Below are 19837 nucleotides of genomic sequence, written 5' to 3'. Positions count from 1 at the left end.
TATCGCGTGAGTCCCCACCCCCTTATCCCTCCGCCTCCCCACTGGCGTTTTTCTTACCGTTCTTGCTGTCGCTTCAAACTTTTACGAGACCATTACTTTTATAATTCCCGGCGTTGGCATTCAAGGAGTATAAATAATGGATATTATTGATCGTTTTATTAGTTACACCCAAATTAATACCACCACCGATCGTGACAAGGGTGCGCAGGGCATCATGCCCTCCTCGCCGGGACAATTGCGTCTGGCGCAACGCTTGGGGGAGGAGTTGCGTACGCTCGGTCTGGAGGAGGTGGTGGTGAGGGAGAACGCCATCGTCACCGCCACCTTGCCGGCGAACTGTACCGCGTCGTTGCCGACGGTGGCGTTCTTCGCCCATTTGGACACCAGCGCCGAACAGAGCGCCGATACCCATGCCCAAGTCCTGCCTTATCATGGCGGCGATCTGTGCCTGAACGCCGAGCGGCAGATCTACCTGCGTCAGAGCGAGTTCCCCGAGCTGGCTGATTACATCGGCGATGAGCTGATCGTGACCGACGGCACCAGCCTGTTGGGGGCGGATGACAAAGCGGCCATCGCCGCCATCATGAACGCCTTGCAATTCTTGCAGGCTAATCCGCAGATTGCCCACGGCCCGGTCAAGATCGGCTTCGTACCGGATGAGGAGCAGGGGCTACGTGGCGCCAAGGCTTTCGATACCGAGTCGTTCGCTGCCGACTTTGCTTACACCCTGGATTGTTGTGGTATTGGTGAGCTGGTGTGTGAAAACTGGAATGCCGGCGACGTGGAGGTGGTGTTCACCGGCGCGTCGGCGCACCCGATGTCCGCCAAGGGTAAGTTGAAGAACTCGCTGCTGATGGCGCACAAGTTTATTGCCATGCTGCCGCCGGGTGAGGCGCCGGAGTATACCGAGGGTCGCGAAGGATACTATTGGGTGAAGCAGTTAGCCGGCAATAGTGCGCGCACCGTGTTGAAGCTGGATATCCGCGATTTTACCGAGGCAGGCTATCGCCAGCGGATGGCGTTCATTCGCCAACTAGCGGATAGCTGTGCGGCGCTATGGGGCGGGGGGAGTGTCGATGCCCGTCTCTCCGATCGTTATGCCAACGTCGCCAACAGCCTGCAAGGGGAGGCGGCTTTCCCGGTCGAGATCGCGTTACGTGCCTATCAGCGCTGCGGCATCACGCCGCGTCCGGTACCGATGCGTGGCGGCTATGATGGCGCCGTCTTGTCACAGAAAGGATTACCCTGCCCCAATCTATTTACCGGGGCGCATAACTTCCACTCCATCTATGAGTACCTGCCGGTGAAATCGCTACGGGCGGCTAGCGAGGTGGTGGTGGCGGTGATTGCCGAGACGCATGCCCACTTCACCGCCGAGGAGCAGGCATGATCCAGGTGATTATCGCGCTGCTGGTGATCGTGGTGGTGGCCCGCCTGATCCTACGCGGCTATAAGGCCGAGCCGGTGCTGTTGGTGGCTGGCCTGCTGTTGATGTTCTGTACGCAGTTGGCGGGGTGGGGCAATGTGTTGCCCAAGGGCGTCGCCACCACGGGGATCGGCGCGCTCGATCCTTTCGAGGTGGTGCGTGATCTGTTTAGCACTCGCGCCGCCGATCTGGGCTTGATGATCATGGCGCTGATGGGCTTTGCCCACTATATGGATCATATCGGCGCCAATGAGTCGGTGGTACGGGTGGTGACGCGTCCTCTGCGCCGCCTCCAGTCTCCCTATACGCTGCTGTTCTTCTCCTACCTGTTGGCGAGCTTGCTGCAACTGGCCATTCCCTCGGCCACCGGGCTGGCGGTATTGCTGATGGGCACCATGTTCCCCATCATGCTGGGGTTGGGGCTCTCCGCCGCCTCGGCGGCCGGGGTGATCGCCACCTCGCTCGGCGTCGCCTATACCCCAACGGCGATCGACGCCATTCGTGGTGCCAAGGCCGTTGAGATGGATGTGGTGGAGTATGTGCTGTATCACCAGGGGCCCGCCGCCTTGGCGACGGTTCTGGTGGTGGGGATCTGCCATGTCTTCTGGCAGCGCCATTGTGATCGCCGCGCCGGTACGCTGCCGCAGGCGGCGACCCAGCTGCAAGACGATGCGCCCGCTCGCTCTCCGGCCTTTTATGCCCTGTTGCCGATGCTGCCCATCCTGATGGCGGTCGGCTCCTCCAAGCTCTTCGTCAGCGGCATCAACCTGAACATCGTCACGATCGTGATGATCGCCATGGCCCTGTGTATGGCGATTGAGTGGTTGCGTCTGCGTGACTTTAAGGCGGTATGTGACGGTTTCAGCCATTTCTTGAAGGGCATGGGGCAAGCCTTCACCGGCGTGGTTGGCCTGTTGGTCGCGGCGGGGGTCTTTGCCCACGGCATCAAGGTGATCGGCGCCATCGATCAGGTGATCCTCTTCGCTGAACATGTCGGGTTGCCGCCCTTCGCCATGGCGATCGTCTTCGCCCTGGTGACCTTTGCCGCGGCGATCATCATGGGGTCGGGTAATGCGCCCTTCCTGGCGTTCGTCGAGTTGATCCCGCAGATCGCCAGCAGCATGGGGGCCAATGCGGTGGCGATGATCCTGCCGATGCAGCAGGCCTCCCATATGGGGCGGGCGCTGTCGCCGGTGTCGGGGGTGGTGATCGCCGTCTCGAGCGGCGCCAAACTCTCCCCCTTCGATGTGGTGCGGCGTACCTCGGTGCCGCTGAGCGCCGGCTTTATCTTCCATACGGCGTTGATCGGCCTGTTCTACTGAGTATGGCAGTGCGACGTTAGCGGTCGCGACAGAGGTTGAGAGGAGGCCGCAGCGCGTAAGGTTGCGGCCTCTTTTTTTGCACTGCCGCAAAGCGGGCTACACTGAGATCATCACTCGCGGGAGGAGGAGAGAGCCGATGAAAGCGTGGCCTGTATTGGCGGTCGCCACTCTGGCATTGCTGGTGGCTGGCTGTCGTTCACCCACACCGCCGCGCGGCGTGGCGCCGTTACAGGGGTTCGACCTCGCGCGTTATCTGGGGAGGTGGTATGAGGTGGCCCGTTTGGATAACCGTTTCGAACGCGGTTTAACGCAGGTGAGCGCCGACTATAGCCTGCGCAGTGATGGTGCGGTCCGGGTGGTCAATCGCGGCTACGATGCGCGCCGTGGGCGTTGGCGCCAGAGCGAGGGACGCGCTGACTTTACGGGCTCGCCGACGCGGGCTGCATTAAAGGTATCGTTCTTCGGGCCATTCTATGGTGGCTATAACGTGATCGCCTTGGATGCGGCGTACCGCTATGCCTTGGTGTGTGGACCGGATCGTGACTATCTGTGGCTATTGTCGCGCACGCCTACGATGCCGCTGGCGGTGCGCCAGGCGTATGTCGACTTGGCCGCGCGACTCGGCTTCCCGACCGCGCGTTTACACTGGGTACAGCCAGAAAATGATACGCCGCCAGCTCGATGAGATGACGGCGTGGGCAATGCGCCCGCCAGGGCGCGCTAAAGGCGCCGCTGGCGATGGGGCGGCTTTGCCGCCCAACGGGTGTTAGGCTTTTTCCGGGATGGCTTTCAGCAGGGCGGTCAGCAACTGCCAGTAACGGCCGACGCTCGGGATATTCACCTGCTCATCCGGTGAGTGCGGCCCGGTGATGGTCGGCCCGATGGAGACCATATCCATCAACGGATAGGGTTTCTTAAACAGACCACACTCCAGACCGGCATGGATCACCATGATATTCGGCAGGGTGCCGAACAGCTTCTGATAGGTATCGCGCACCAGGTGCATCACCGGTGAGTTGGCATCCGGCTCCCACCCTGGGTAGCTGCCTTTGGCCTCGACGCGGGCACCGGCCAAGATCCCCAGAGAGGTCAGCTGGCTGACGACGGCGTCTTTGCCACTCTCGTTGAGTGAACGGATCAGGCAGATGATCTGTGCCTCATTCTCCGCCGTGCTGACGACCCCGAGGTTGAGGGAGGTTTCGACCACGCCTTTCACTTCGTCGCTCATGCGGATCACCCCGTTCGGCGTGCCGTTGAGCAGAGCGATGAAACGTGCCTGGCTGGCCGCATCCAGCGGTTGCTGGGCACTCTCGACATTCTCGATCGTGACGCGAGGGCTTTTCTCCACGGCGCTCAGTTCACCCTGCATGATCGCTTGGAAATGCTGGGCTAGCGTCTGCAGGCGATCGAGGTTAGCCGCTGGCAGCGCCAGGGTCGCGAAGGCTTCGCGCGGGATAGCGTTACGTAGGGTACCGCCGTTGATGTCCAGGACGCGCAGGCCCAGCTCGTCGGCATGACCGGCCAGGAAGCGGCCCAGCAGTTTGTTGGCGTTGCCCAGCCCCAGGTGGATATCGCCGCCGGAGTGGCCGCCCTTCAATCCCTTGATGCTCAGGCGAACCACGCTCATCCCCGCCGGTAGCGTCTCACGCTGTAAGGCCAGGGTGGTGATGACGTCGATGCCGCCGGCGCAGCCCATGTAGACTTCGCCTTCTTCTTCGGAGTCGGTGTTGATCAGGATCTCGCCCTGTAACCAACCGGCCTGCAGACCGAAGGCGCCATCCATCCCGACCTCTTCGGTCATGGTCAGCAGCACCTCTAACGGGCCGTGCATCACGCTATCATCGGCCAGTACCGCCAAGGCGGAGGCCATGCCAATACCATTATCGGAGCCGAGTGTGGTGCCACGAGCCTTGACCCAATCGCCGTCGATATATGCCTGGATCGGATCCTTGGTGAAGTCATGCTGGGTGTCGTTGTTCTTCTGCGGCACCATGTCCAGATGCGCCTGCAACACGACGGGGATACGCTTCTCCATGCCGCGGCTGGCCGGTTTACGCAGCAGAATATTGCCGACGGCGTCGCGCTCGGCATGGATCCCTTTCTCTTGCGCCCAGGCCATGATGTGTGCCGCCAGAGCCTCTTCATGATAGGAGGGGTGCGGAATGGCGCAGATGTTGGCAAAAATCTGCCACAGCGGCTGTGGCGACAGTTGAGACAGTTCAGACATAGTAAGTCCCCTGATAAACGGTTGTGCTGTGAGGGCGCATGCCCAGTGGGTGTCAGGCGAATCAAACGCGGGCGTAACCGCAACCGCTTACGCACCGCCGCTGGCCGCAGAATAAGGTGCGCGGCACAGCCCGATTGCCAGAGAATACCACCATATAGCGCCAGGGGGGCAGACTTTGGCATTAATTAGCACCCGAAGGGAGCGGATAAAGGGAGGAATAGCGCGAGCGCGGCGGCGGTTTAGCGTCATAGTGCTGGTTTTTATCGTGGCTCCTCACTATAATCTCGCGCAACCTTTTTTCCCCCCGACTAATTTATAAGCCATTTAACACTTTGTTATCATTGGCTGGGATATGTTTTATGAGCGAAAAATACGTTGTGACCTGGGACGTGCTGCAGATGCATGCGCGTAAATTGGCTGCCCGCCTGTTGCCTGCCGAACGCTGGACCGGGATCATCGCCGTCAGCCGCGGCGGTTTGGTGCCAGCCGCGCTGTTGGCGCGTGAACTGGGCATCCGCCATGTCGATACCGTCTGCATCTCCAGCTATGACCACGACAACCAGCGTGAGCTCAAGGTGTTGAAATGCGCCGAGGGTGATGGCGAAGGCTTCATCGTCGTGGACGATCTGGTCGATACCGGCGGCACCGCGAAGGCGATTCGCGACATGTATCCCAAGGCTCACTTCGTCACGATTTTCGCTAAACCGGCCGGGCGTCCGCTGGTGGACGACTATGTGGTCGACATCCCGCAGGACACCTGGATCGAGCAGCCGTGGGATATGGCGGTGAGCTTCATCGAGCCGCTGAGCGGCCGTTAATTCCGCCCTCCCTTAGATAACGCCCGGCGTATTGCTGGGCGTTGTTGTTTCTCCCGCTCAGTAGCCCACCATCCCTGCGTTGCCAATCTCCCATCTTGTCGGGCATGATAGCCGCTATGTCGTATCGTCTATCCTGAATATGGACGATCCGTGTCGCGAGGCGACGAAGGAGTATAGGGAGGCCGCCGTTCCGTTATGAGCGAAATCAATCAAACCCGCGCAAATCTGTCTGAGACTCTATTTAAACCGCGTTTTAAACATCGGGAGACCTCCACGTTGGTCAATCGCGCCAGCAGCGAGGGGGGCCCAGGCATCAATAACGCCCTCGATGGCCGCTCGCAGGCAAACTGGTATCGCATCATCAATCGGGTGATGTGGGCCTGGCGTGGCGCCGACCCGCTGGAAGTCGAGATGGTCTTGGCGCGCATCGCCGCCAGTGACGCCGAGCGTAGCGACGAGCGACTGCTGGATACGGTGGTGGGCTATCGCAGTGGTAACTGGATCTATGAGTGGTCCCATCAGGCGATGACCTGGCAGCAGCGTGCCCAGCAGGAGAGCGTGGCGGCGCGCGCGGGCGATATGTGGTTACAGGCCGCCAACCTATACAGCATCGCCGCCTATCCACATCTGAAGGGCGACGATCTGGCCGAGCAGGCCGAGGCACTGGCGAATCGGGCCTATGCTGAGGCGGCGCGCTTGCAGAGCTTCGAGTTGCGCGAACTGACTTTCCGTATTCCCGATGGTAAGCAGATCACCGGTTTCCTGCATCTGCCGGATGCCGAAGGTGGGCCGTATCCGACGGTATTACTGTGCGGCGGCTTGGATATGTTGCAGAGCGATAGTCATCGCCTGTTCCGTGACTACCTGGCCCCGGCAGGGATGGCGATGTTGACCATCGATATGCCTTCGGTCGGCTTGTCGTCTCATTACACCCTGACGCAAGACTCCAGCCGCCTGCATCAGGCGGTATTACAACAGATGGTCGATCTCCCCTGGGTCGATAGCACACGGATCTCGGCGTTGGGCTTCCGTTTCGGCGCCAATGTCGCAGTGCGGTTGGCCTATCTGGAGCCGCGCCGCCTGCGCGCCGTGGCCTGTCTGGGGCCGGTGGTTCACCATCTGTTGTGCGATGCCAACCTGCATCAACGCGTGCCACCGATGTATATCGACGTACTCGCCAGCCGATTAGGGATGGCCTCGGTATCCGATGCCGCATTACTGACGGAGCTTCGCTGTTATTCATTGAAAACACAGGGATTGCTTGGGCGTCGCTGCCCGACACCCATGCTGGCGGCCTACTGGGATCGTGATCCCTTCAGCCCAAGGCAGGAGGCGCAACTGATCGCTAACTCGTCGAGTGACGGCGCCTTGTTACCGGTCGCCGCCTCGCCGCTGTACCAAGGATTCGATCGTGCGCTACGTCAGATTTGTGAATGGATAAATAAGCACTCATCGTAATTACATTGCTTAATTTACGTTTTTTGTTAAAAGAGGGTAACCGCAATAAGGAGCGTGCCCGATGACATTACCTCAAGGTTACCCGAAAGGACGTTTGATCAAAAAATTCATGGCGCTGGGGCCATATCTCCGCGCCGAGCAGTGCGCGGATGATCGTTTCTTCTTCGATTGTCTCGCCGTCTGCGTCAACGTGAAGCCCGATCCGGAAAAGCGCGAGTTCTGGGGCTGGTGGCTGGATCTGCAGGTGACCGAGGATCGTTTTCATTATCGTTACGCCTTGGGGTTGTATGATCGTGCCGGCTGCTGGCAACCGCAGGCGATCGCGGATGAACTGGTGAATGCGCGCCTGCAGCAGACGCTGACCACCTTCCACGGCAATCTACAACGCTTGCTGGATTCCCTCTCGATGCCGCTGCATCCTGCCGATGACGACTCCCTGCGTCTGAGTCGTGCCGAACGCTGACCTGGATCATACGCGAGGCCTTTTCCCGGTTTTGCCTATGCTTTCCCTTTCGCCTGTTGGCATAATGCGCTATGCCTGATAAAAATGCAGGCGGGAGGGAGTGATGGCTGCAGGCCGCCTCCCTCTGGTCAGCGTGCCGGGAACCGCGGTTCCCCCCTTTTCTGTGAAAATACAACGGTTATAGAACATGACGAGTGGCAGTCAAACCCTGGTGGTAAAACTGGGCACTAGCGTGTTGACCGGTGGCTCCCGCCGCCTCAACCGCGCCCATATCGTAGAACTGGTCCGTCAGTGCGCCCAGCAGCACGCCGCCGGACACCGTATTGTCATCGTGACCTCCGGGGCCATCGCCGCCGGGCGCGAGCACTTGGGTTACCCAGACTTGCCCGCCACCATCGCCTCCAAGCAGTTGCTGGCCGCGGTGGGGCAGAGCAGCCTGATCCAGCTATGGCAACAGCTGTTTGCTATCTATGGTATCCACATTGGCCAGGTCTTGCTGACCCGTGCCGATATGGAGGATCGCGAGCGTTTCCTCAACGCCCGTGACACCCTGCACGCATTGATGGATAACCGTATCATTCCGGTGATCAATGAGAATGATGCCGTCGCCACCGCCGAGATTAAGGTCGGCGACAACGATAATCTGTCGGCGCTGGCGGCGATCTTGGCCGGCGCCAATAAACTACTGCTGCTGACCGATCAGGCGGGGTTGTTTACCGCCGATCCGCGTCATAACCCGACCGCCGAGTTGATCCGTGAAGTGAGCGCGATCGACGACACCTTGCGTGGCATCGCGGGCGATAGCGTATCGGGTTTGGGCACCGGTGGCATGACCACCAAGCTTCAGGCCGCCGATGTCGCCTGCCGAGCGGGGATCGAGGTGGTGATCGCTGCCGGTAGTCGGCCGGGAGTGATCGGGGATGTGATCGACGGCGTCTCCGTGGGTACCCGTTTTCATGCCGAGCAGACCCCGCTGGAAAACCGTAAGCGTTGGATCTTCGGTGCCCCGCCCGCCGGCGAAATCGTGGTGGATGATGGGGCGCTGGAGGCGATTGTCACCCGAGGCAGCTCCTTGCTACCGAAGGGGATCCGCGAGGTGAGCGGTGACTTTTCCCGTGGCGAGGTGGTGCGCATCCGTGGCTTGGATGGGCGCGATTTGGCGCATGGCGTCTCCCGTTACAACAGCGACGCATTGCGCATGATCGCCGGGCATCACTCGTTGCAGATCAGCGCCATCCTCGGTTATGAGTATGGCCCGGTCGCCGTACACCGTGACGACATGATCGTCAGTTAAGGAGCCATCATGTTGGAAGAAATGGGGAAGGCCGCCAAACGGGCCTCCTATCAGTTGGCGCTGTTGGGCAGCGCCGAGAAGAATCGAGCCTTGGCGCTGATCGCCGACTGTCTGCAACAGGATAGCGCGGCGATCCTAGAGGCGAACCAAGAGGATGTGGCACAGGCGCGCGCCGATGGGCTGAGTGACGCGATGCTGGATCGCCTGCTGTTAACCGAGGCGCGTCTGGCGGCGATCGCCGATGATGTCCGCCAGGTGTGCCGCTTGCACGATCCGGTCGGCGAGATCATCGATGGACGTCGGCTCGACAGCGGTTTGCAATTGCAGCGCCGCCGCGTACCGCTCGGTGTGGTCGGGGTGATCTACGAGGCGCGGCCCAATGTGACTGTCGACGTGGCCTCGCTGTGCCTGAAGACCGGTAATGCGGTGATCCTGCGCGGCGGTAAAGAGACCTGGCGCACCAATCGGGCGACGGTGGCGGCGATCCGGCGTGCGCTGGCCCTGGCGGATCTGCCCCAGGATGCGGTGCAGGTGATCGAGAGTCCCGATCGGGCGCTGGTCAACGAGCTGCTGCGTATGGACCGTTATGTGGACATGCTGATCCCGCGTGGCGGGGCTGGCCTGCATCGTCTGTGCCGTGAGCAGGCGACCATCCCGGTGATCACCGGCGGTATCGGTGTCTGCCATATCTATGTCGAACGGAGTATGGCGATCGAGGCGGCGCTGACGATCATCACCAATGCCAAGACGCAACGCCCGAGTACCTGTAACACCGTGGAGACGCTGCTGGTCGACGCCGCCATCGCACCGACGCTGATGCCGCGCCTCAGCGCCCAGATGCAGCTATCCGGCGTCACGCTGCATGCCTGCCCACGCGCGCTACCGTTACTCCAGGATGGCCCGGCGGCGGTGGTTCCGTTAGATCCGGCGGCGTTGGATGACGAGTGGCTGTCGCTGGATCTCAGCGTGGTCGTCGTAGATGATCTGGAGGGAGCCATCGATCATATTCGTATCCATGGTACACAGCACTCCGATGCCATCCTGACGCGTGACATGCGTGCCGCCGAGCGTTTCGTTAATAGCGTGGATTCGGCGGCGGTATACGTCAACGCCAGTACCCGTTTCACCGATGGCGGCCAGTTTGGCCTGGGGGCGGAGGTGGCGGTCAGTACGCAGAAGCTGCATGCGCGTGGCCCAATGGGGCTAGAGGCGCTGACCACCTATAAGTGGATCGGCTACGGTGACGATCTGGTGCGTGCCTGATCGCGTTGCAACGGCTCCCTATATGGGGGAGCCGTTGCATTAACCTCAGTCTGTCAGCGGGTGGGCTCGACTCAATCGGCCACCTTGACTAACAGCTTGCCGAAGTTTTTGCCCGAGAGCAGCGCCTGTAACGCGGTAACGGCCTGCTCTAACCCCTCGACGACATCCTCCCGATAGTGGATCTGGCCTTGAGCCAACCACTGGCTCATCTGTTGATAGAAGGCCGCATAATGCTGGCCGAAATCTTGGCCAATGATAAAACCCCGGATCAACAGCCGTTTTCTCAAGATGGTGCTCATCAGCAGCGGGAGGCGATCGTCGAGGCTATCGTTCGCCACGCTATTGTATTGGCTGATCAGGCCACAGAGCGGCACGCGTGCCCGGGTGTTGAGTAACGGTAGCACCGCATCGAAGACCGCCCCGCCGACGTTCTCATAATAGACGTCGATCCCGTTCGGGCAGGCCGCCCGTAGTTGGGCGGGGAAGTCGGGCATACGGTGATCGATGCAGGCCTCCAGGCCGAGGGTATCGCACACGTAGCGACACTTCTCCGCGCCCCCCGCGATCCCGATGGCTCGGGCACCGCGTAGACGCGCCACTTGGCCGACGACCGAGCCGACCGCACCGCTGGCGGCGGAGACCACCACCGTCTCACCAGGCTGTGGATCACCGATGGCGGTCAGCCCCATATAGCCGGTGAATCCCGGCATCCCCAGCACGCCGAGTAGCCAGGTGGGGTGTGCCATCCCTGCGGGGACTTTCTGCAAGCCATCGCCATTGGAGAGGGCATAATCTTGCCAGCCACTTTGCGCCAGCACCCACTCCCCAGCCTCATAGTCGGGATGGTGTGAGCACTCGACCCGAGAGAGGGTGCTACCGACCATCACGTCACCCAGCTGCATGGCGGGAGTATAGGAGGGGCCATCATTCATCCGTCCTCGGATATACGGGTCGATAGAAAGGTAGAGGGTACGTAGCAACAGCTGCCCCTGGGCGGGTTGCGGGATGGCCGTCTGTTGTAACTGGATGTCCTGCTCCGTCGGCATGCCACAGGGCCGTTGGCGTAACACGAGACGCCGATTCGTCGTTCCTGTCTGTGTCATCATTTGCTCCTTTGTCGCCGTGTTGTAGAGACTAACAGGGACAGCCTAGAGCAAAATCGCGTGGGGCAATGTGACGGTGTTGACGCTATCTCGCCCCATAGCATGAACGGTGTATTGTCGAGGAAATGACCATTCGTTTTACTAGCTCTTGACGCTCCTTAGGTTTTTCACTATGGTATCTCCCGCACTTCGGGCAACACGCCCAACTCCCTCAGTGCCGATATAGCTCAGTTGGTAGAGCAGCGCATTCGTAATGCGAAGGTCGTAGGTTCGACTCCTATTATCGGCACCATCTAAATCAACAAGTTACACATCATCATTTAGCTACCTACTTTTCTGTGAGACAGATTTGGGACAGCATCGTCAAAAATCGAGTCTATTTGCCGCGCGTGCTCGGTAAGATGATTTGGTGCGAGGTGTGCATACCGTCTCACCATTTCGATTGATTCCCAACCGCCCATTTCCTGTAGTGCTGACAGTGGAACACCAGACTGTACGAGCCAGCTTGCCCACGTGTGCCTCAGATCATGAAACCGGAAGTCTTCAATGCCAGCTCGCTTTAGTGCGGCCCGCCATGAGGTATTGGCATCGTAGCGCATCTTCCTGACTACTGGTGATTTAGTGCCATCAGGTCGTGTGCTACTCTGTCTGTAGACAAATACCCACTGTTGGTGGTTTCCAATTTGTTTTTTTAAAACCCGGCAGGCTGTGTCGTTGAGTGCCACCCCAATTGCTCGGCCTGCCTTAGCATCCTCTGGATTTATCCATGCCACACGGCGTTGCATATCAATCTGTTTCCATTCAAGATTGATGATGTTTGATCGCCTTAACCCGGTAGCTAGAGCAAACTCAACGACTGATTTTAGTGGTTCCGGGCATTCATCTATCAGCCGTTTTGCTTCGTGTGGTTCAAGCCATCGAATGCGCTTGTTCTTCGGCTGTGGCACTTTGACGATCGGGGCCTTATCTAGCATTTTCCAGTCACGCTCCGCCGTCCTCAGCAGGGCTTTGATAAACGCCAAATGTGTCGCCTTTGTTGCCGTAGAAGCCAGCTTCGGTACGTATGCCGGTGGCTTCTTCCCTCGCTTCGTCGCGGCCTCAGCCATCAACCTCCAGTTTTCCTCATGCCTCCTATTGGTCATTTTTTGGATCGCGGCATAGATATGCCGCTCCGAAATGTCTTTAAGTTGCATCCCTGAAAAATGCTTCAGCCAGAAGCTGATGCGGCTTTTATCATCGTCCAGTGATTTTTTATTTGCCTTCTCTTCAAGCCAGCGCACACAGGCTTCTTCAAACGTCATCCCCGGGCATTCGCCCAGCTTACTGACACGCCATGTTTCAGCTTTCAGCTTGTCATGGAGTTCCGTGGCCTGCCTTTTGTCCTTTGTCCCAAGAGACTGCTTAAATCTTTTGCCGTTTGGCAATGTGAAACTGGCGTACCAGGTTTCACCCCTGCGGAAGATGGACATTTGTTCTCCTCTATGTCATCTGCCGCGCTCACCGCTACAGTATGCAGCGGTGAATTGAGGGCGGCAATACAGGCCTGTCGAGTCGTTAAATACTGTGATTGACGTTTTCCAGGGTTTTTCCGGGTGGCCATGAGCCTCCCGGATTTGATCCACGCTGTTGCAGTGGGCCTAGATATGCCAAGGAACTCGCACGCTTCATTAAGTGTTAACGAGTACTGCTCCACGGCTATACCTCCGCTTTCTTCATGTATTCGTTGATAATCTTCATCACTTCCTCGCCGATCCCATCACGCAGGACCAGTGTGCGTCCGTCTTCTTCCATCTCGACATCGCTTAACAGCTCAACCAGCCGGCGCGATTTTGTCGCACTAAATTGGCTACCGGTGACGCTGCGCGTGACTTTTTTCCTACCTTGAGCATTTGCCCGCTGCACATCCTCTTGCAGCACATCCCCGGCGCGCTCCCCGTGTTCTTTGATGCGATCAATGGCTACGTCCATAGCCACTTCTCCAGACTCGACCAGAGTCTGCACATCGCGATTTGCTGAGCATAGGATCAGCAGCTTATCGACGTGAGTTCGGCTTCTGTTGATCTCGACGGCGATCTCATCAGGCTTCAGATTTAAGGCGGCCAGATCTTTCACTACGAGGCTTTCCTCGTACTGATTCAGCTTGAGCTGGCCAGAGCCATTGTTGCTATTAATGATGCGTGCTGACCGTTTTACGTCGTTCCCAATGAATGGGGTGATGGCGATCACGCTGATTGGTTTTCCCGCGTCACGGATGCGTAGGTAAGCGCTCATACGGCGGTGACCTTCGACGACCCATACGCCGCCCTCATCACGCGGGTATACTTCGAGAGGCGGCACCGTTCCTCCTGCCATCAGGAACTGAAATAGCTTCTCGTCTGCCCTGCGCTTGCGCTCATTCTCAATGCGCCTGTTAAAACCCTCTTTAATGTGGATGTCATCCATATTGATGAACATCCCGCTGTCACGGCGCTTGATTGTTCCATTTTTAATCATTTGCTTGAATGAGTTAGCCATTGCTGGTCTCCTTCGTCCTGCTGACGAGAATCAGCATGTCACCTTTGGTTTTGACTGCGATGGAGTTCCCCGGCTGAATAGCCTCAAGGTTGAAAGCCTTGCAAAATGAATCCAAAGCCAGTGACTTCTCGTCCTTGCGATTCAACCACCGCCAGCCCTTACGCAAGGCTATGTCGGAAATCCATTGCCACGATTTGATGGCCATCCAGAGCCAGATGATTACAACCTGAAGCATGATCATCAAATCGGTGGCAGAGTATTTAGCAAAGGGTTCCATTAGCATTCCTCCCGATATGCGATAGCCATCTGCTCTGCGTCGTTCATTGCGTCATGAAGCGCATGGTGCTTAATCATATGGAAGCACGGCTGATGCCCCTCTAAATAGCCATTGCGGCCGCGCGTAGGGAGCTTGGTATCGATGTATGTCCTTACGTCGCGCTTGCCGTTATATCGCCACGGGCACTCTAGGCCGCACATACGGTAGGCGTTCTCTAGAATGGCGCCATCGAAGTCTGGGCCACGGAAGAACACTCTGGCGCCGGGGTGATAATCCAGCCAGCGAGAGAGGCCGATCAGGGCTTCGCTGAGGGCTACGCGATCGCCGGTTAGGGCTTCGTGTGCATCCTCGGCCTGGTCTTTCCACCACGCCTGGATCTTTATGCTGACGGTTCGGCCTAGCATCAGCTGATCTGTGGCGTCGAGCCGGGTATAAAAGGCCAGTACGGAGAAGTCTTGCAGATCGACATCGCGAGCGACTTTCAGTATGTCGGCCTGGGTAGCATCCAGATCACTGACATCGAGAGCAAAGGCGCCGATAGACAGCAGTAGGGCGCTGGGTTCGGTGTCCATGGTTTCGGTATCGATAACGACGTCTTTAGTCATTGTTGGCCTCCTGCTTCGGTGCTGATGCAATCAGCCTGCTCCACGCATCCTTTGAGTCTTCTGCACCGTGGTCGATAATTGAATCGAACTCATCCAGCATCGCCATTGTCGGCTCAATCGGAACCAGTACGTAACCATCCGGTAATACCGGCGCGATAGGGGCGGTGTAGAGCGGAATGTATACGGTCGGATCTTTATCTGCTCCTGGCTGCTGCTCTAACTCAAACGAACGACCGGTAAAACGGTTCAAATATGCCACCGGCTCAGCCTCCAGCGCCGCCAGCGCGATACGGGCAAGCTCTTCCGCTTCTTCTGCTGGCAACATGACGTTACTTCCAGCGCCAAATTTCTCGCGCCACCGCTTGATCTTGAGTAGGCGTTCTTTGGTAATAGTGGCCATGGGTTACTCCTCGTCTCGACAGCCGGGGCATTTATTGCCTTCCATGTGATAGGGAAAGCTACTGTCAAAGTCATTAATCCACTGCCGATGCTTACTGCACCAGAAAACCTCCCAAGGCATCCCATAGCACTTCATTAGGTTCTGAACTCGGCAGGGAATTTCCTCTGGTGGTAGCTCGTCATCCAACAGGCGGTTATTAAGTTCGCGCTCTGCGCGTGCCAGCATTCTCTTTAGCTCAGCGTTATCTTTTTCCAGATCCGCAACGCGCGCTTGAAGTTCGGCCTTTGTGGGCATATCACTCCCCCTTACTGGTGCCAGCGTCCAGCCATTCAAATACATTCCAGTATTTCGACCAATCTGGCTGATCGTACTCATCAGCATCTTCATTCCATTCCCCAGCAAATGGGTTTTCGCAAACAGATGTGAGCCACAAACCAATTGCTGGTGATTCAGGATTGCTCTCGAAAATTTCAGCAATTCGAGGCCAGTGATTGACGTATCTTTCGTCCACGGGGAAATCAATTAGATACTGGCGAATGCATTGCGCCGCGCGGGAATAGTCTTCTCGAACGACGATCATGTTGTCGTACGTCATCGCCAGAACAGCGCGATTATGTTCGGGGATATCCATACGTTTAGGCAAAGGCCAGAGTTTATCGATCTCCCAGGTGTAAGAGTTTCTGGCCATACCGAGATAGCGCGCAGCCATATCATTCCAGATGACCGGGGCACTTCCATAAGCGTTCTGTAGCTCTTCCATTTTCTCGGACTTCTCGCCTGGCCATACTGAAACCACTGTTGAACAACTCATGCCTCACTCCCCCTTACTTGCGCCAGCAGCGGACTCTATCGATGCTTTGACAAACCAGGCAGCACTGACGATGACGCCATGAATCCAACGTAAATCGCCTGCCTTTACTTCCTGATTCATTTTTTCGCCACTTAGCGCCTTACTGATATGACTACGGACTAGATCAGCTTGCAGGCTGCGTGCTTCTTCCACACTAAATCCACCAGGAAAACTAGCAGTGACTTCCCGCGCCTCCAGTTCTGCAATGCGCTTCTCTGCGGCTTCCAACGCAACAACATTTCGACGTTCGTTATCCAGGTCTATCTGTAGCTGGATAACCCATCTAGCTAGTTCACCTTTTTCACCTGACTCAAGGCGCAAATTATCCAAACGATATTTATCAATCATTGCTGTTATCCTCGCAGCAATGATGCGCCCCGTCCGGATCTGTGCTTTTAAACCCACAGATGTCACATTCTATTTCCGGTAATAATTCCTCTGCCTGGAGTAATTCCTTTAGCTTGGCTAGCTCCTCCATATTCTGTTTGGCAATCAGGCGCCATGAACTGATTTGCTTGGCGGCCTCATGGCCGCCTCTCTCAAGTCGGTCGATACGGTCTTGCTGTTGGTTGATGTGATCGTCCTGGGCCGAGTTGGCGCGCACCAGCGCCTCGTTTTCATCCAGCAGCGCGATAGCCGTAACTGGGGTAAGGAGCTTCGTGAACGCATTCAGTGCATCGATCCGCTGATCGAACGGCATAACCTGAGCCTCGCCGGCTGTTTTTGCGTTTAACGCCGCTTCACGTAGCGCCTGTTTGTCTACCTGGCTCATGCTGCACGCTCCGCCCTGCTCATCGGTGAGAATATCATCAGATACAATCGCGGAACGCTCGCTGCCGGACCAAGATACTGGCTCGCTTTCTTTGATGGCCTTATTCAGAGCATCAGCAGCATCTCTAACTGTTTGTGGGAGAGAGAAATAATCCCCGCCTTCAGGGATGATCTCTTCGCAATGCTGTTCAATGTCGAACTCTGGCGGATAATTTGGTTCACAGATAACTAGCTGTAGCTCGCTGGGTAGTAGCGAGTTTTCCACGCAATAATCAGCCAGCGACTCTGCATCGAAGAAGTATTTATCACTATCGAAGATATTCAGTGGTTCACCAGACCATGCCACCCGCTCCATTGCTAAAAACTTAGCTTGGCGAGCTTCGCGGTGACATTCTTCGCAGTATCCACGTGTACTGTGTACAGGGTGGACGTCTGGTTTATTTTCACATTTTCTGTGAGTCGACCCGCACCAGCGCGCCTGGTACTCATCGTTACCCCAAAAGCGCCCATGACGATCAACCCACCCGGTTACAGTTTGAATGTGGGCTGCTTCATCGCTGTCCATCATTACGATTTTTTCCACTTGTTTGCTCATTTTGCCTCATCACCTAATGCGGTAACCAGATTAGCGATCAGTACTGACAGCTCGCCGGAGAGCAGAACGAAATCGGCGTCAAACCGCTGCGCTGCATCTTCTGGATCGATATCGTCGTTTTGGTAGAGCAGGGCATCACTGAACTTCAGGCGCTTAATGGTGCCGTTATCATCCAGAACGAACTGGATGCGGTCATTCCAGCCCATAGCCAGCTTGGTAACCATCTTGCCGGCTTCGATGTGTACGGTGATCTCGTCGGTATCGACGTCCTGCTGTTTAGTGCGGATGATCCCGCCGTCTTCCAGGGTGGCTTTTAGCTCTGCCTCATCACCCAGGGTAAATCCTGCGGGAGCCTTACCGGTGCGCACCCATTGGGTTAGGGTGAGCTCGATAGGGGTTTTCATGGTGAGCGGTACAACGGGCAGGGAGCCGAGGCTCTTGCGCAGCAGAGAGAGAATATCTTCTGCCTTTTTAGCGCTGGCTGCATCGACCATAACCAGCTTTTTGGCGGTATCGATCCACAGCCAGCTTTGATGCGTCCGGCTAAATGCTCGCGGCAACAGGGAGTGCAGAACCTCATCGCGCAGCGCGTCTTTCTCGGTCTTCTTCAGCTTGCGGCATTGCTCTTGCTCCAGCTTTGCGATGCGTTCGCGTAAGTGTTTTTGGAGCACCTCAGCCGGGAGTATTTTTTGTTCACGGCGGTAGCGCATCAGGAGGTAGCCATTAGCGGCATGAATTAGGCTGTCAGCCGTAGCGATCGGCGCTGTCCAGCCAGAGCGAGACATATCCTGGCTAGCGCATGGGGTGAAAGCCATAGGAGTAAGAGCGGCCTCGATGGCCTTTGCATCTAAGTCAATGTCTCTGGTGAGGCGGTATATCAGTACGTTTTTCACGTTAAAGGTTTTCACGCATTTATCTCCACACATTTTTTAGGTACGAGTGTCCCCGGCGTTGATTACGGGTAATCAACACGATTGGCATATAAGGGGTTCACACAGAGAAGAGTTCTAGCCGGATAGACTGAATAACTCACTTCATACTTAAGTTAAGGTTAGCCAGAACCCTTCTCTGTGTGTGCCGGTTACTGATCCGGCGCGACCAACCTCGGTTGCCGCAGAGTCAAATTGTGGTCCTGCCAATTTGCGAGATATACAGTCGGCTGGAACATGTACTCCCTGTATATCGCCATGCTCTTTATTCATATTGGCGGCATGCATCCACCACGTATCGTGTGTCCCCCGGTGATCGCCTGTGTTGGAAGTCACATCGATCACTGCCGGTGTTATGACGGCACCGCCAGCTGGCCGTTGGTTTCCCGTAGTACAGCAGGATGAGCACTCAGCCAACGCCCCACGAAGGCCAACTACTCATGCTGCTGTAAAAAGGGCGGCGACCCGAGAAGCGCCCTGGTGTTGATGCTGCAGGGGCCGCCAACTGATACAAGGCAATGGTAATCAGTCCGGATATCCGCGCTCGGTTTCCCTACGGTGCCGCCGGTTCGGCGCTATCTCAACACGTTGTCTATCAGTTAACTTTCCATGTGACTGATTATTAACTAGTGGTTGTGATTAGTCAATAACCAGTGGTTAATTTTAGGTTTGTTTTTTATAATGAATTGTTTTTAAACATAAAAAAACCGGCTCGAGGCCGGTTTGGTTGAAGCGTTGTGGGCTATAGGAGCATCACTGAATAGTGAATGACGCGGCCTATTATTTTGACTCTATCAATAGAGACTTCCTCATCATGGTAATCTATCCTATTGTAACTTCTAAGGATAATTTTATGACCAGGCTGTCTGTATAGCAGTTTTACCCTGAACAACTCATCTTGTTCTATTGCGTAGATACCACCATCGACTATGCGCTTATTCGCTGTATCAACGGTAACCGTGCTTCCATTGGGAATTACGGGATCCATACTGTTACCATGAACAGAGAACGCGAACACGCATTCTGGTTGCGCGCCAGCTTTTCTTAATGTTGCCTTAGAAAACCGCAACTTGTATCCGTTATAGTCCATATTTGTGGTGCATCCGTGGCCCGCAGCCAGTTCGATGCTTTTATAAAACGGTATCTCGACTTCGTCATCCATCAGCGGGGTAGTGCTGTCCCATGCCTCAACATCACCCCATTCTTTCTGTGGTGGGATGGATGATAATGTAGCATTACTATTGTCAGCCTTGGCATCCCCGCCGCCATACTCAAGCCATTCCGGGCGGACATTTAGCCACTTACTGATAGCCATGATGTTTGTTTTTTCAGGTATAGCGGCAGCATTTAGCCATTTCCAAATAGCAGCTTCCGTTACATTAATGCCTTGTTTTTTTAGGCATTCCTTTATTCTTCCAGCAAGACCTCTCCCCGCCACGCCTGCATCAACACAGGCAGCGTTTAATCTGTCGCTGAACGCTTTTTTCATATCGTCTTTTTTAACCATGTGTTAATTATCGTC

Annotated in this window: 20 protein-coding genes, 1 tRNA gene and 2 pseudogenes; 9 read left to right on the top strand and 14 right to left on the bottom strand. The window is 56.6% G+C overall.

Translation table 11 applies throughout. The features are described 5' to 3' along the window. The first annotated feature begins 136 nt into the window (after nucleotides 1-136). The 3 genes from pepT to blc all read left to right on the top strand — a co-directional run bounded on the left by pepT (nucleotide 137) and on the right by blc (nucleotide 3433). Nucleotides 137-1390: a peptidase T gene (gene pepT / locus DCL27_RS12670; RefSeq protein ID WP_035599043.1), complete on the top strand. Its 1254-nt coding sequence runs from the start codon at nucleotides 137-139 to the stop codon at nucleotides 1388-1390. After that, nucleotides 1387-2748, top strand: a complete 1362-nt coding sequence (dcuC, locus tag DCL27_RS12665) for a C4-dicarboxylate transporter DcuC (RefSeq protein ID WP_035599046.1) — start codon at nucleotides 1387-1389, stop codon at nucleotides 2746-2748. Before pepT ends, dcuC begins: the two co-directional genes overlap by 4 nt. 136 nt (nucleotides 2749-2884) lie before the next feature. After that, complete coding sequence (gene blc, locus DCL27_RS12660; protein WP_035599049.1) at nucleotides 2885-3433, top strand: outer membrane lipoprotein Blc; 549 nt, start codon at nucleotides 2885-2887, stop codon at nucleotides 3431-3433. Nucleotides 3434-3514: 81 nt separating this feature from the next. Here the strand turns inward: blc and pepD are convergent, their stop codons facing one another. Beyond that, nucleotides 3515-4975 (bottom strand): beta-Ala-His dipeptidase, encoded by a 1461-nt coding sequence (gene pepD, locus DCL27_RS12655; protein WP_035599052.1) that lies wholly within the window; start codon nucleotides 4973-4975, stop codon nucleotides 3515-3517. Nucleotides 4976-5334: 359 nt separating this feature from the next. On the opposite strand from pepD, the gene gpt reads away from it, so the two are divergent. The 5 genes from gpt to proA all read left to right on the top strand — a co-directional run bounded on the left by gpt (nucleotide 5335) and on the right by proA (nucleotide 10271). Further along, nucleotides 5335-5793, top strand: coding sequence for a xanthine phosphoribosyltransferase (gene gpt / locus DCL27_RS12650; RefSeq protein ID WP_035599055.1), 459 nt, complete (start codon nucleotides 5335-5337; stop codon nucleotides 5791-5793). Nucleotides 5794-5988: 195 nt separating this feature from the next. Continuing rightward, on the top strand, nucleotides 5989-7251 hold the full coding sequence (gene frsA, locus DCL27_RS12645; protein ID WP_035599057.1) for an esterase FrsA: 1263 nt from the start codon (nucleotides 5989-5991) through the stop codon (nucleotides 7249-7251). Nucleotides 7252-7312: 61 nt separating this feature from the next. Next, nucleotides 7313-7714 (top strand): sigma factor-binding protein Crl, encoded by a 402-nt coding sequence (crl, locus tag DCL27_RS12640; protein WP_035599059.1) that lies wholly within the window; start codon nucleotides 7313-7315, stop codon nucleotides 7712-7714. Nucleotides 7715-7901: 187 nt separating this feature from the next. Further along, the gene (gene proB / locus DCL27_RS12635; protein ID WP_005283114.1) at nucleotides 7902-9008 is read left to right on the top strand and encodes a glutamate 5-kinase; all 1107 of its coding nucleotides are present in this window, start codon (nucleotides 7902-7904) and stop codon (nucleotides 9006-9008) included. A gap of 9 nt (nucleotides 9009-9017) precedes the next feature. Next, nucleotides 9018-10271, top strand: a complete 1254-nt coding sequence (gene proA / locus DCL27_RS12630) for a glutamate-5-semialdehyde dehydrogenase (protein WP_035599062.1) — start codon at nucleotides 9018-9020, stop codon at nucleotides 10269-10271. Between the two features lie 71 nt (nucleotides 10272-10342). On the opposite strand, the gene DCL27_RS12625 is transcribed toward proA, so the two are convergent. Further along, complete coding sequence (locus DCL27_RS12625; RefSeq protein WP_035599065.1) at nucleotides 10343-11374, bottom strand: NADP-dependent oxidoreductase; 1032 nt, start codon at nucleotides 11372-11374, stop codon at nucleotides 10343-10345. A 216-nt stretch (nucleotides 11375-11590) separates the two neighbouring features. Here DCL27_RS12625 and DCL27_RS12620 point away from each other — a divergent pair. Then, a tRNA-Thr gene (locus DCL27_RS12620) sits at nucleotides 11591-11666 on the top strand. Between the two features lie 28 nt (nucleotides 11667-11694). On the opposite strand, the gene DCL27_RS12615 is transcribed toward DCL27_RS12620, so the two are convergent. The 12 genes and pseudogenes from DCL27_RS12615 to DCL27_RS12560 all read right to left on the bottom strand — a co-directional run bounded on the left by DCL27_RS12615 (nucleotide 11695) and on the right by DCL27_RS12560 (nucleotide 19822). Beyond that, nucleotides 11695-12837 (bottom strand): tyrosine-type recombinase/integrase, encoded by a 1143-nt coding sequence (locus DCL27_RS12615; RefSeq protein WP_223931188.1) that lies wholly within the window; start codon nucleotides 12835-12837, stop codon nucleotides 11695-11697. Then, entirely contained in the window at nucleotides 12720-13067 is a 348-nt protein-coding gene (locus DCL27_RS12610; protein ID WP_071526388.1) for a helix-turn-helix domain-containing protein, read from the bottom strand. The genes DCL27_RS12615 and DCL27_RS12610 overlap by 118 nt, the downstream gene beginning before the upstream one ends. A 2-nt stretch (nucleotides 13068-13069) precedes the next feature. Continuing rightward, nucleotides 13070-13888: a hypothetical protein gene (locus DCL27_RS12605; protein WP_035600304.1), complete on the bottom strand. Its 819-nt coding sequence runs from the start codon at nucleotides 13886-13888 to the stop codon at nucleotides 13070-13072. Continuing rightward, nucleotides 13881-14165 carry a DUF4752 family protein gene (locus DCL27_RS12600; protein ID WP_035600302.1) on the bottom strand — a complete coding sequence of 95 codons (285 nt, stop codon included), beginning with the start codon at nucleotides 14163-14165 and terminating at the stop codon, nucleotides 13881-13883. Before DCL27_RS12600 ends, DCL27_RS12605 begins: the two co-directional genes overlap by 8 nt. Further along, nucleotides 14165-14770, bottom strand: a complete 606-nt coding sequence (locus DCL27_RS12595) for a 3'-5' exonuclease (RefSeq protein ID WP_035600300.1) — start codon at nucleotides 14768-14770, stop codon at nucleotides 14165-14167. Before DCL27_RS12595 ends, DCL27_RS12600 begins: the two co-directional genes overlap by 1 nt. A 246-nt stretch (nucleotides 14771-15016) precedes the next feature. Further along, nucleotides 15017-15170 (bottom strand): annotated as a pseudogene (locus DCL27_RS17795) (DUF551 domain-containing protein); the annotation flags it as partial. Nucleotides 15171-15173: 3 nt separating this feature from the next. Next, nucleotides 15174-15464 (bottom strand): antitoxin PHD, encoded by a 291-nt coding sequence (locus DCL27_RS12585; protein ID WP_035600298.1) that lies wholly within the window; start codon nucleotides 15462-15464, stop codon nucleotides 15174-15176. 1 nt (nucleotide 15465) lies between these two features. Further along, entirely contained in the window at nucleotides 15466-15981 is a 516-nt protein-coding gene (locus DCL27_RS12580) for a hypothetical protein (RefSeq protein ID WP_035600296.1), read from the bottom strand. A 24-nt stretch (nucleotides 15982-16005) separates the two neighbouring features. Continuing rightward, nucleotides 16006-16197: pseudogene (locus DCL27_RS17790) on the bottom strand (hypothetical protein); the annotation flags it as partial. A gap of 163 nt (nucleotides 16198-16360) precedes the next feature. Further along, nucleotides 16361-17386, bottom strand: a complete 1026-nt coding sequence (locus tag DCL27_RS12570) for a hypothetical protein (protein ID WP_223931169.1) — start codon at nucleotides 17384-17386, stop codon at nucleotides 16361-16363. Next, on the bottom strand, nucleotides 17383-18279 hold the full coding sequence (gene rdgC / locus DCL27_RS12565; RefSeq protein WP_035600310.1) for a recombination-associated protein RdgC: 897 nt from the start codon (nucleotides 18277-18279) through the stop codon (nucleotides 17383-17385). Before rdgC ends, DCL27_RS12570 begins: the two co-directional genes overlap by 4 nt. Before the next feature lie 778 nt (nucleotides 18280-19057). Continuing rightward, nucleotides 19058-19822 carry a LexA family transcriptional regulator gene (locus tag DCL27_RS12560; protein ID WP_035600293.1) on the bottom strand — a complete coding sequence of 255 codons (765 nt, stop codon included), beginning with the start codon at nucleotides 19820-19822 and terminating at the stop codon, nucleotides 19058-19060. Between the last annotated feature and the right edge of the window lie 15 nt (nucleotides 19823-19837).

Origin of the sequence: Edwardsiella tarda ATCC 15947 = NBRC 105688, assembly GCF_003113495.2 — a bacterium.
Classification (GTDB): Bacteria; Pseudomonadota; Gammaproteobacteria; order Enterobacterales; family Enterobacteriaceae; genus Edwardsiella; species Edwardsiella tarda.
This window is presented reverse-complemented; position numbering and strand designations above follow the sequence as displayed.

What these genes read in the sequence shown, in the direction of transcription:
- pepT (WP_035599043.1), top strand. Translation starts at nt 137, where the DNA reads ATGGATATTATTGATCGTTTTATTAGTTACACCCAAATTAATACCACC.
- dcuC (WP_035599046.1), top strand. Translation starts at nt 1,387, where the DNA reads ATGATCCAGGTGATTATCGCGCTGCTGGTGATCGTGGTGGTGGCCCGC.
- blc (WP_035599049.1), top strand. Translation starts at nt 2,885, where the DNA reads ATGAAAGCGTGGCCTGTATTGGCGGTCGCCACTCTGGCATTGCTGGTG.
- pepD (WP_035599052.1), bottom strand. Translation starts at nt 4,975, where the DNA reads ATGTCTGAACTGTCTCAACTGTCGCCACAGCCGCTGTGGCAGATTTTT.
- gpt (WP_035599055.1), top strand. Translation starts at nt 5,335, where the DNA reads ATGAGCGAAAAATACGTTGTGACCTGGGACGTGCTGCAGATGCATGCG.
- frsA (WP_035599057.1), top strand. Translation starts at nt 5,989, where the DNA reads ATGAGCGAAATCAATCAAACCCGCGCAAATCTGTCTGAGACTCTATTT.
- crl (WP_035599059.1), top strand. Translation starts at nt 7,313, where the DNA reads ATGACATTACCTCAAGGTTACCCGAAAGGACGTTTGATCAAAAAATTC.
- proB (WP_005283114.1), top strand. Translation starts at nt 7,902, where the DNA reads ATGACGAGTGGCAGTCAAACCCTGGTGGTAAAACTGGGCACTAGCGTG.
- proA (WP_035599062.1), top strand. Translation starts at nt 9,018, where the DNA reads ATGTTGGAAGAAATGGGGAAGGCCGCCAAACGGGCCTCCTATCAGTTG.
- DCL27_RS12625 (WP_035599065.1), bottom strand. Translation starts at nt 11,374, where the DNA reads ATGACACAGACAGGAACGACGAATCGGCGTCTCGTGTTACGCCAACGG.
- DCL27_RS12605 (WP_035600304.1), bottom strand. Translation starts at nt 13,888, where the DNA reads ATGGCTAACTCATTCAAGCAAATGATTAAAAATGGAACAATCAAGCGC.
- DCL27_RS12600 (WP_035600302.1), bottom strand. Translation starts at nt 14,165, where the DNA reads ATGGAACCCTTTGCTAAATACTCTGCCACCGATTTGATGATCATGCTT.
- DCL27_RS12595 (WP_035600300.1), bottom strand. Translation starts at nt 14,770, where the DNA reads ATGACTAAAGACGTCGTTATCGATACCGAAACCATGGACACCGAACCC.
- DCL27_RS12585 (WP_035600298.1), bottom strand. Translation starts at nt 15,464, where the DNA reads ATGCCCACAAAGGCCGAACTTCAAGCGCGCGTTGCGGATCTGGAAAAA.
- DCL27_RS12580 (WP_035600296.1), bottom strand. Translation starts at nt 15,981, where the DNA reads ATGAGTTGTTCAACAGTGGTTTCAGTATGGCCAGGCGAGAAGTCCGAG.
- DCL27_RS12570 (WP_223931169.1), bottom strand. Translation starts at nt 17,386, where the DNA reads ATGAGCAAACAAGTGGAAAAAATCGTAATGATGGACAGCGATGAAGCA.
- DCL27_RS12560 (WP_035600293.1), bottom strand. Translation starts at nt 19,822, where the DNA reads ATGGTTAAAAAAGACGATATGAAAAAAGCGTTCAGCGACAGATTAAAC.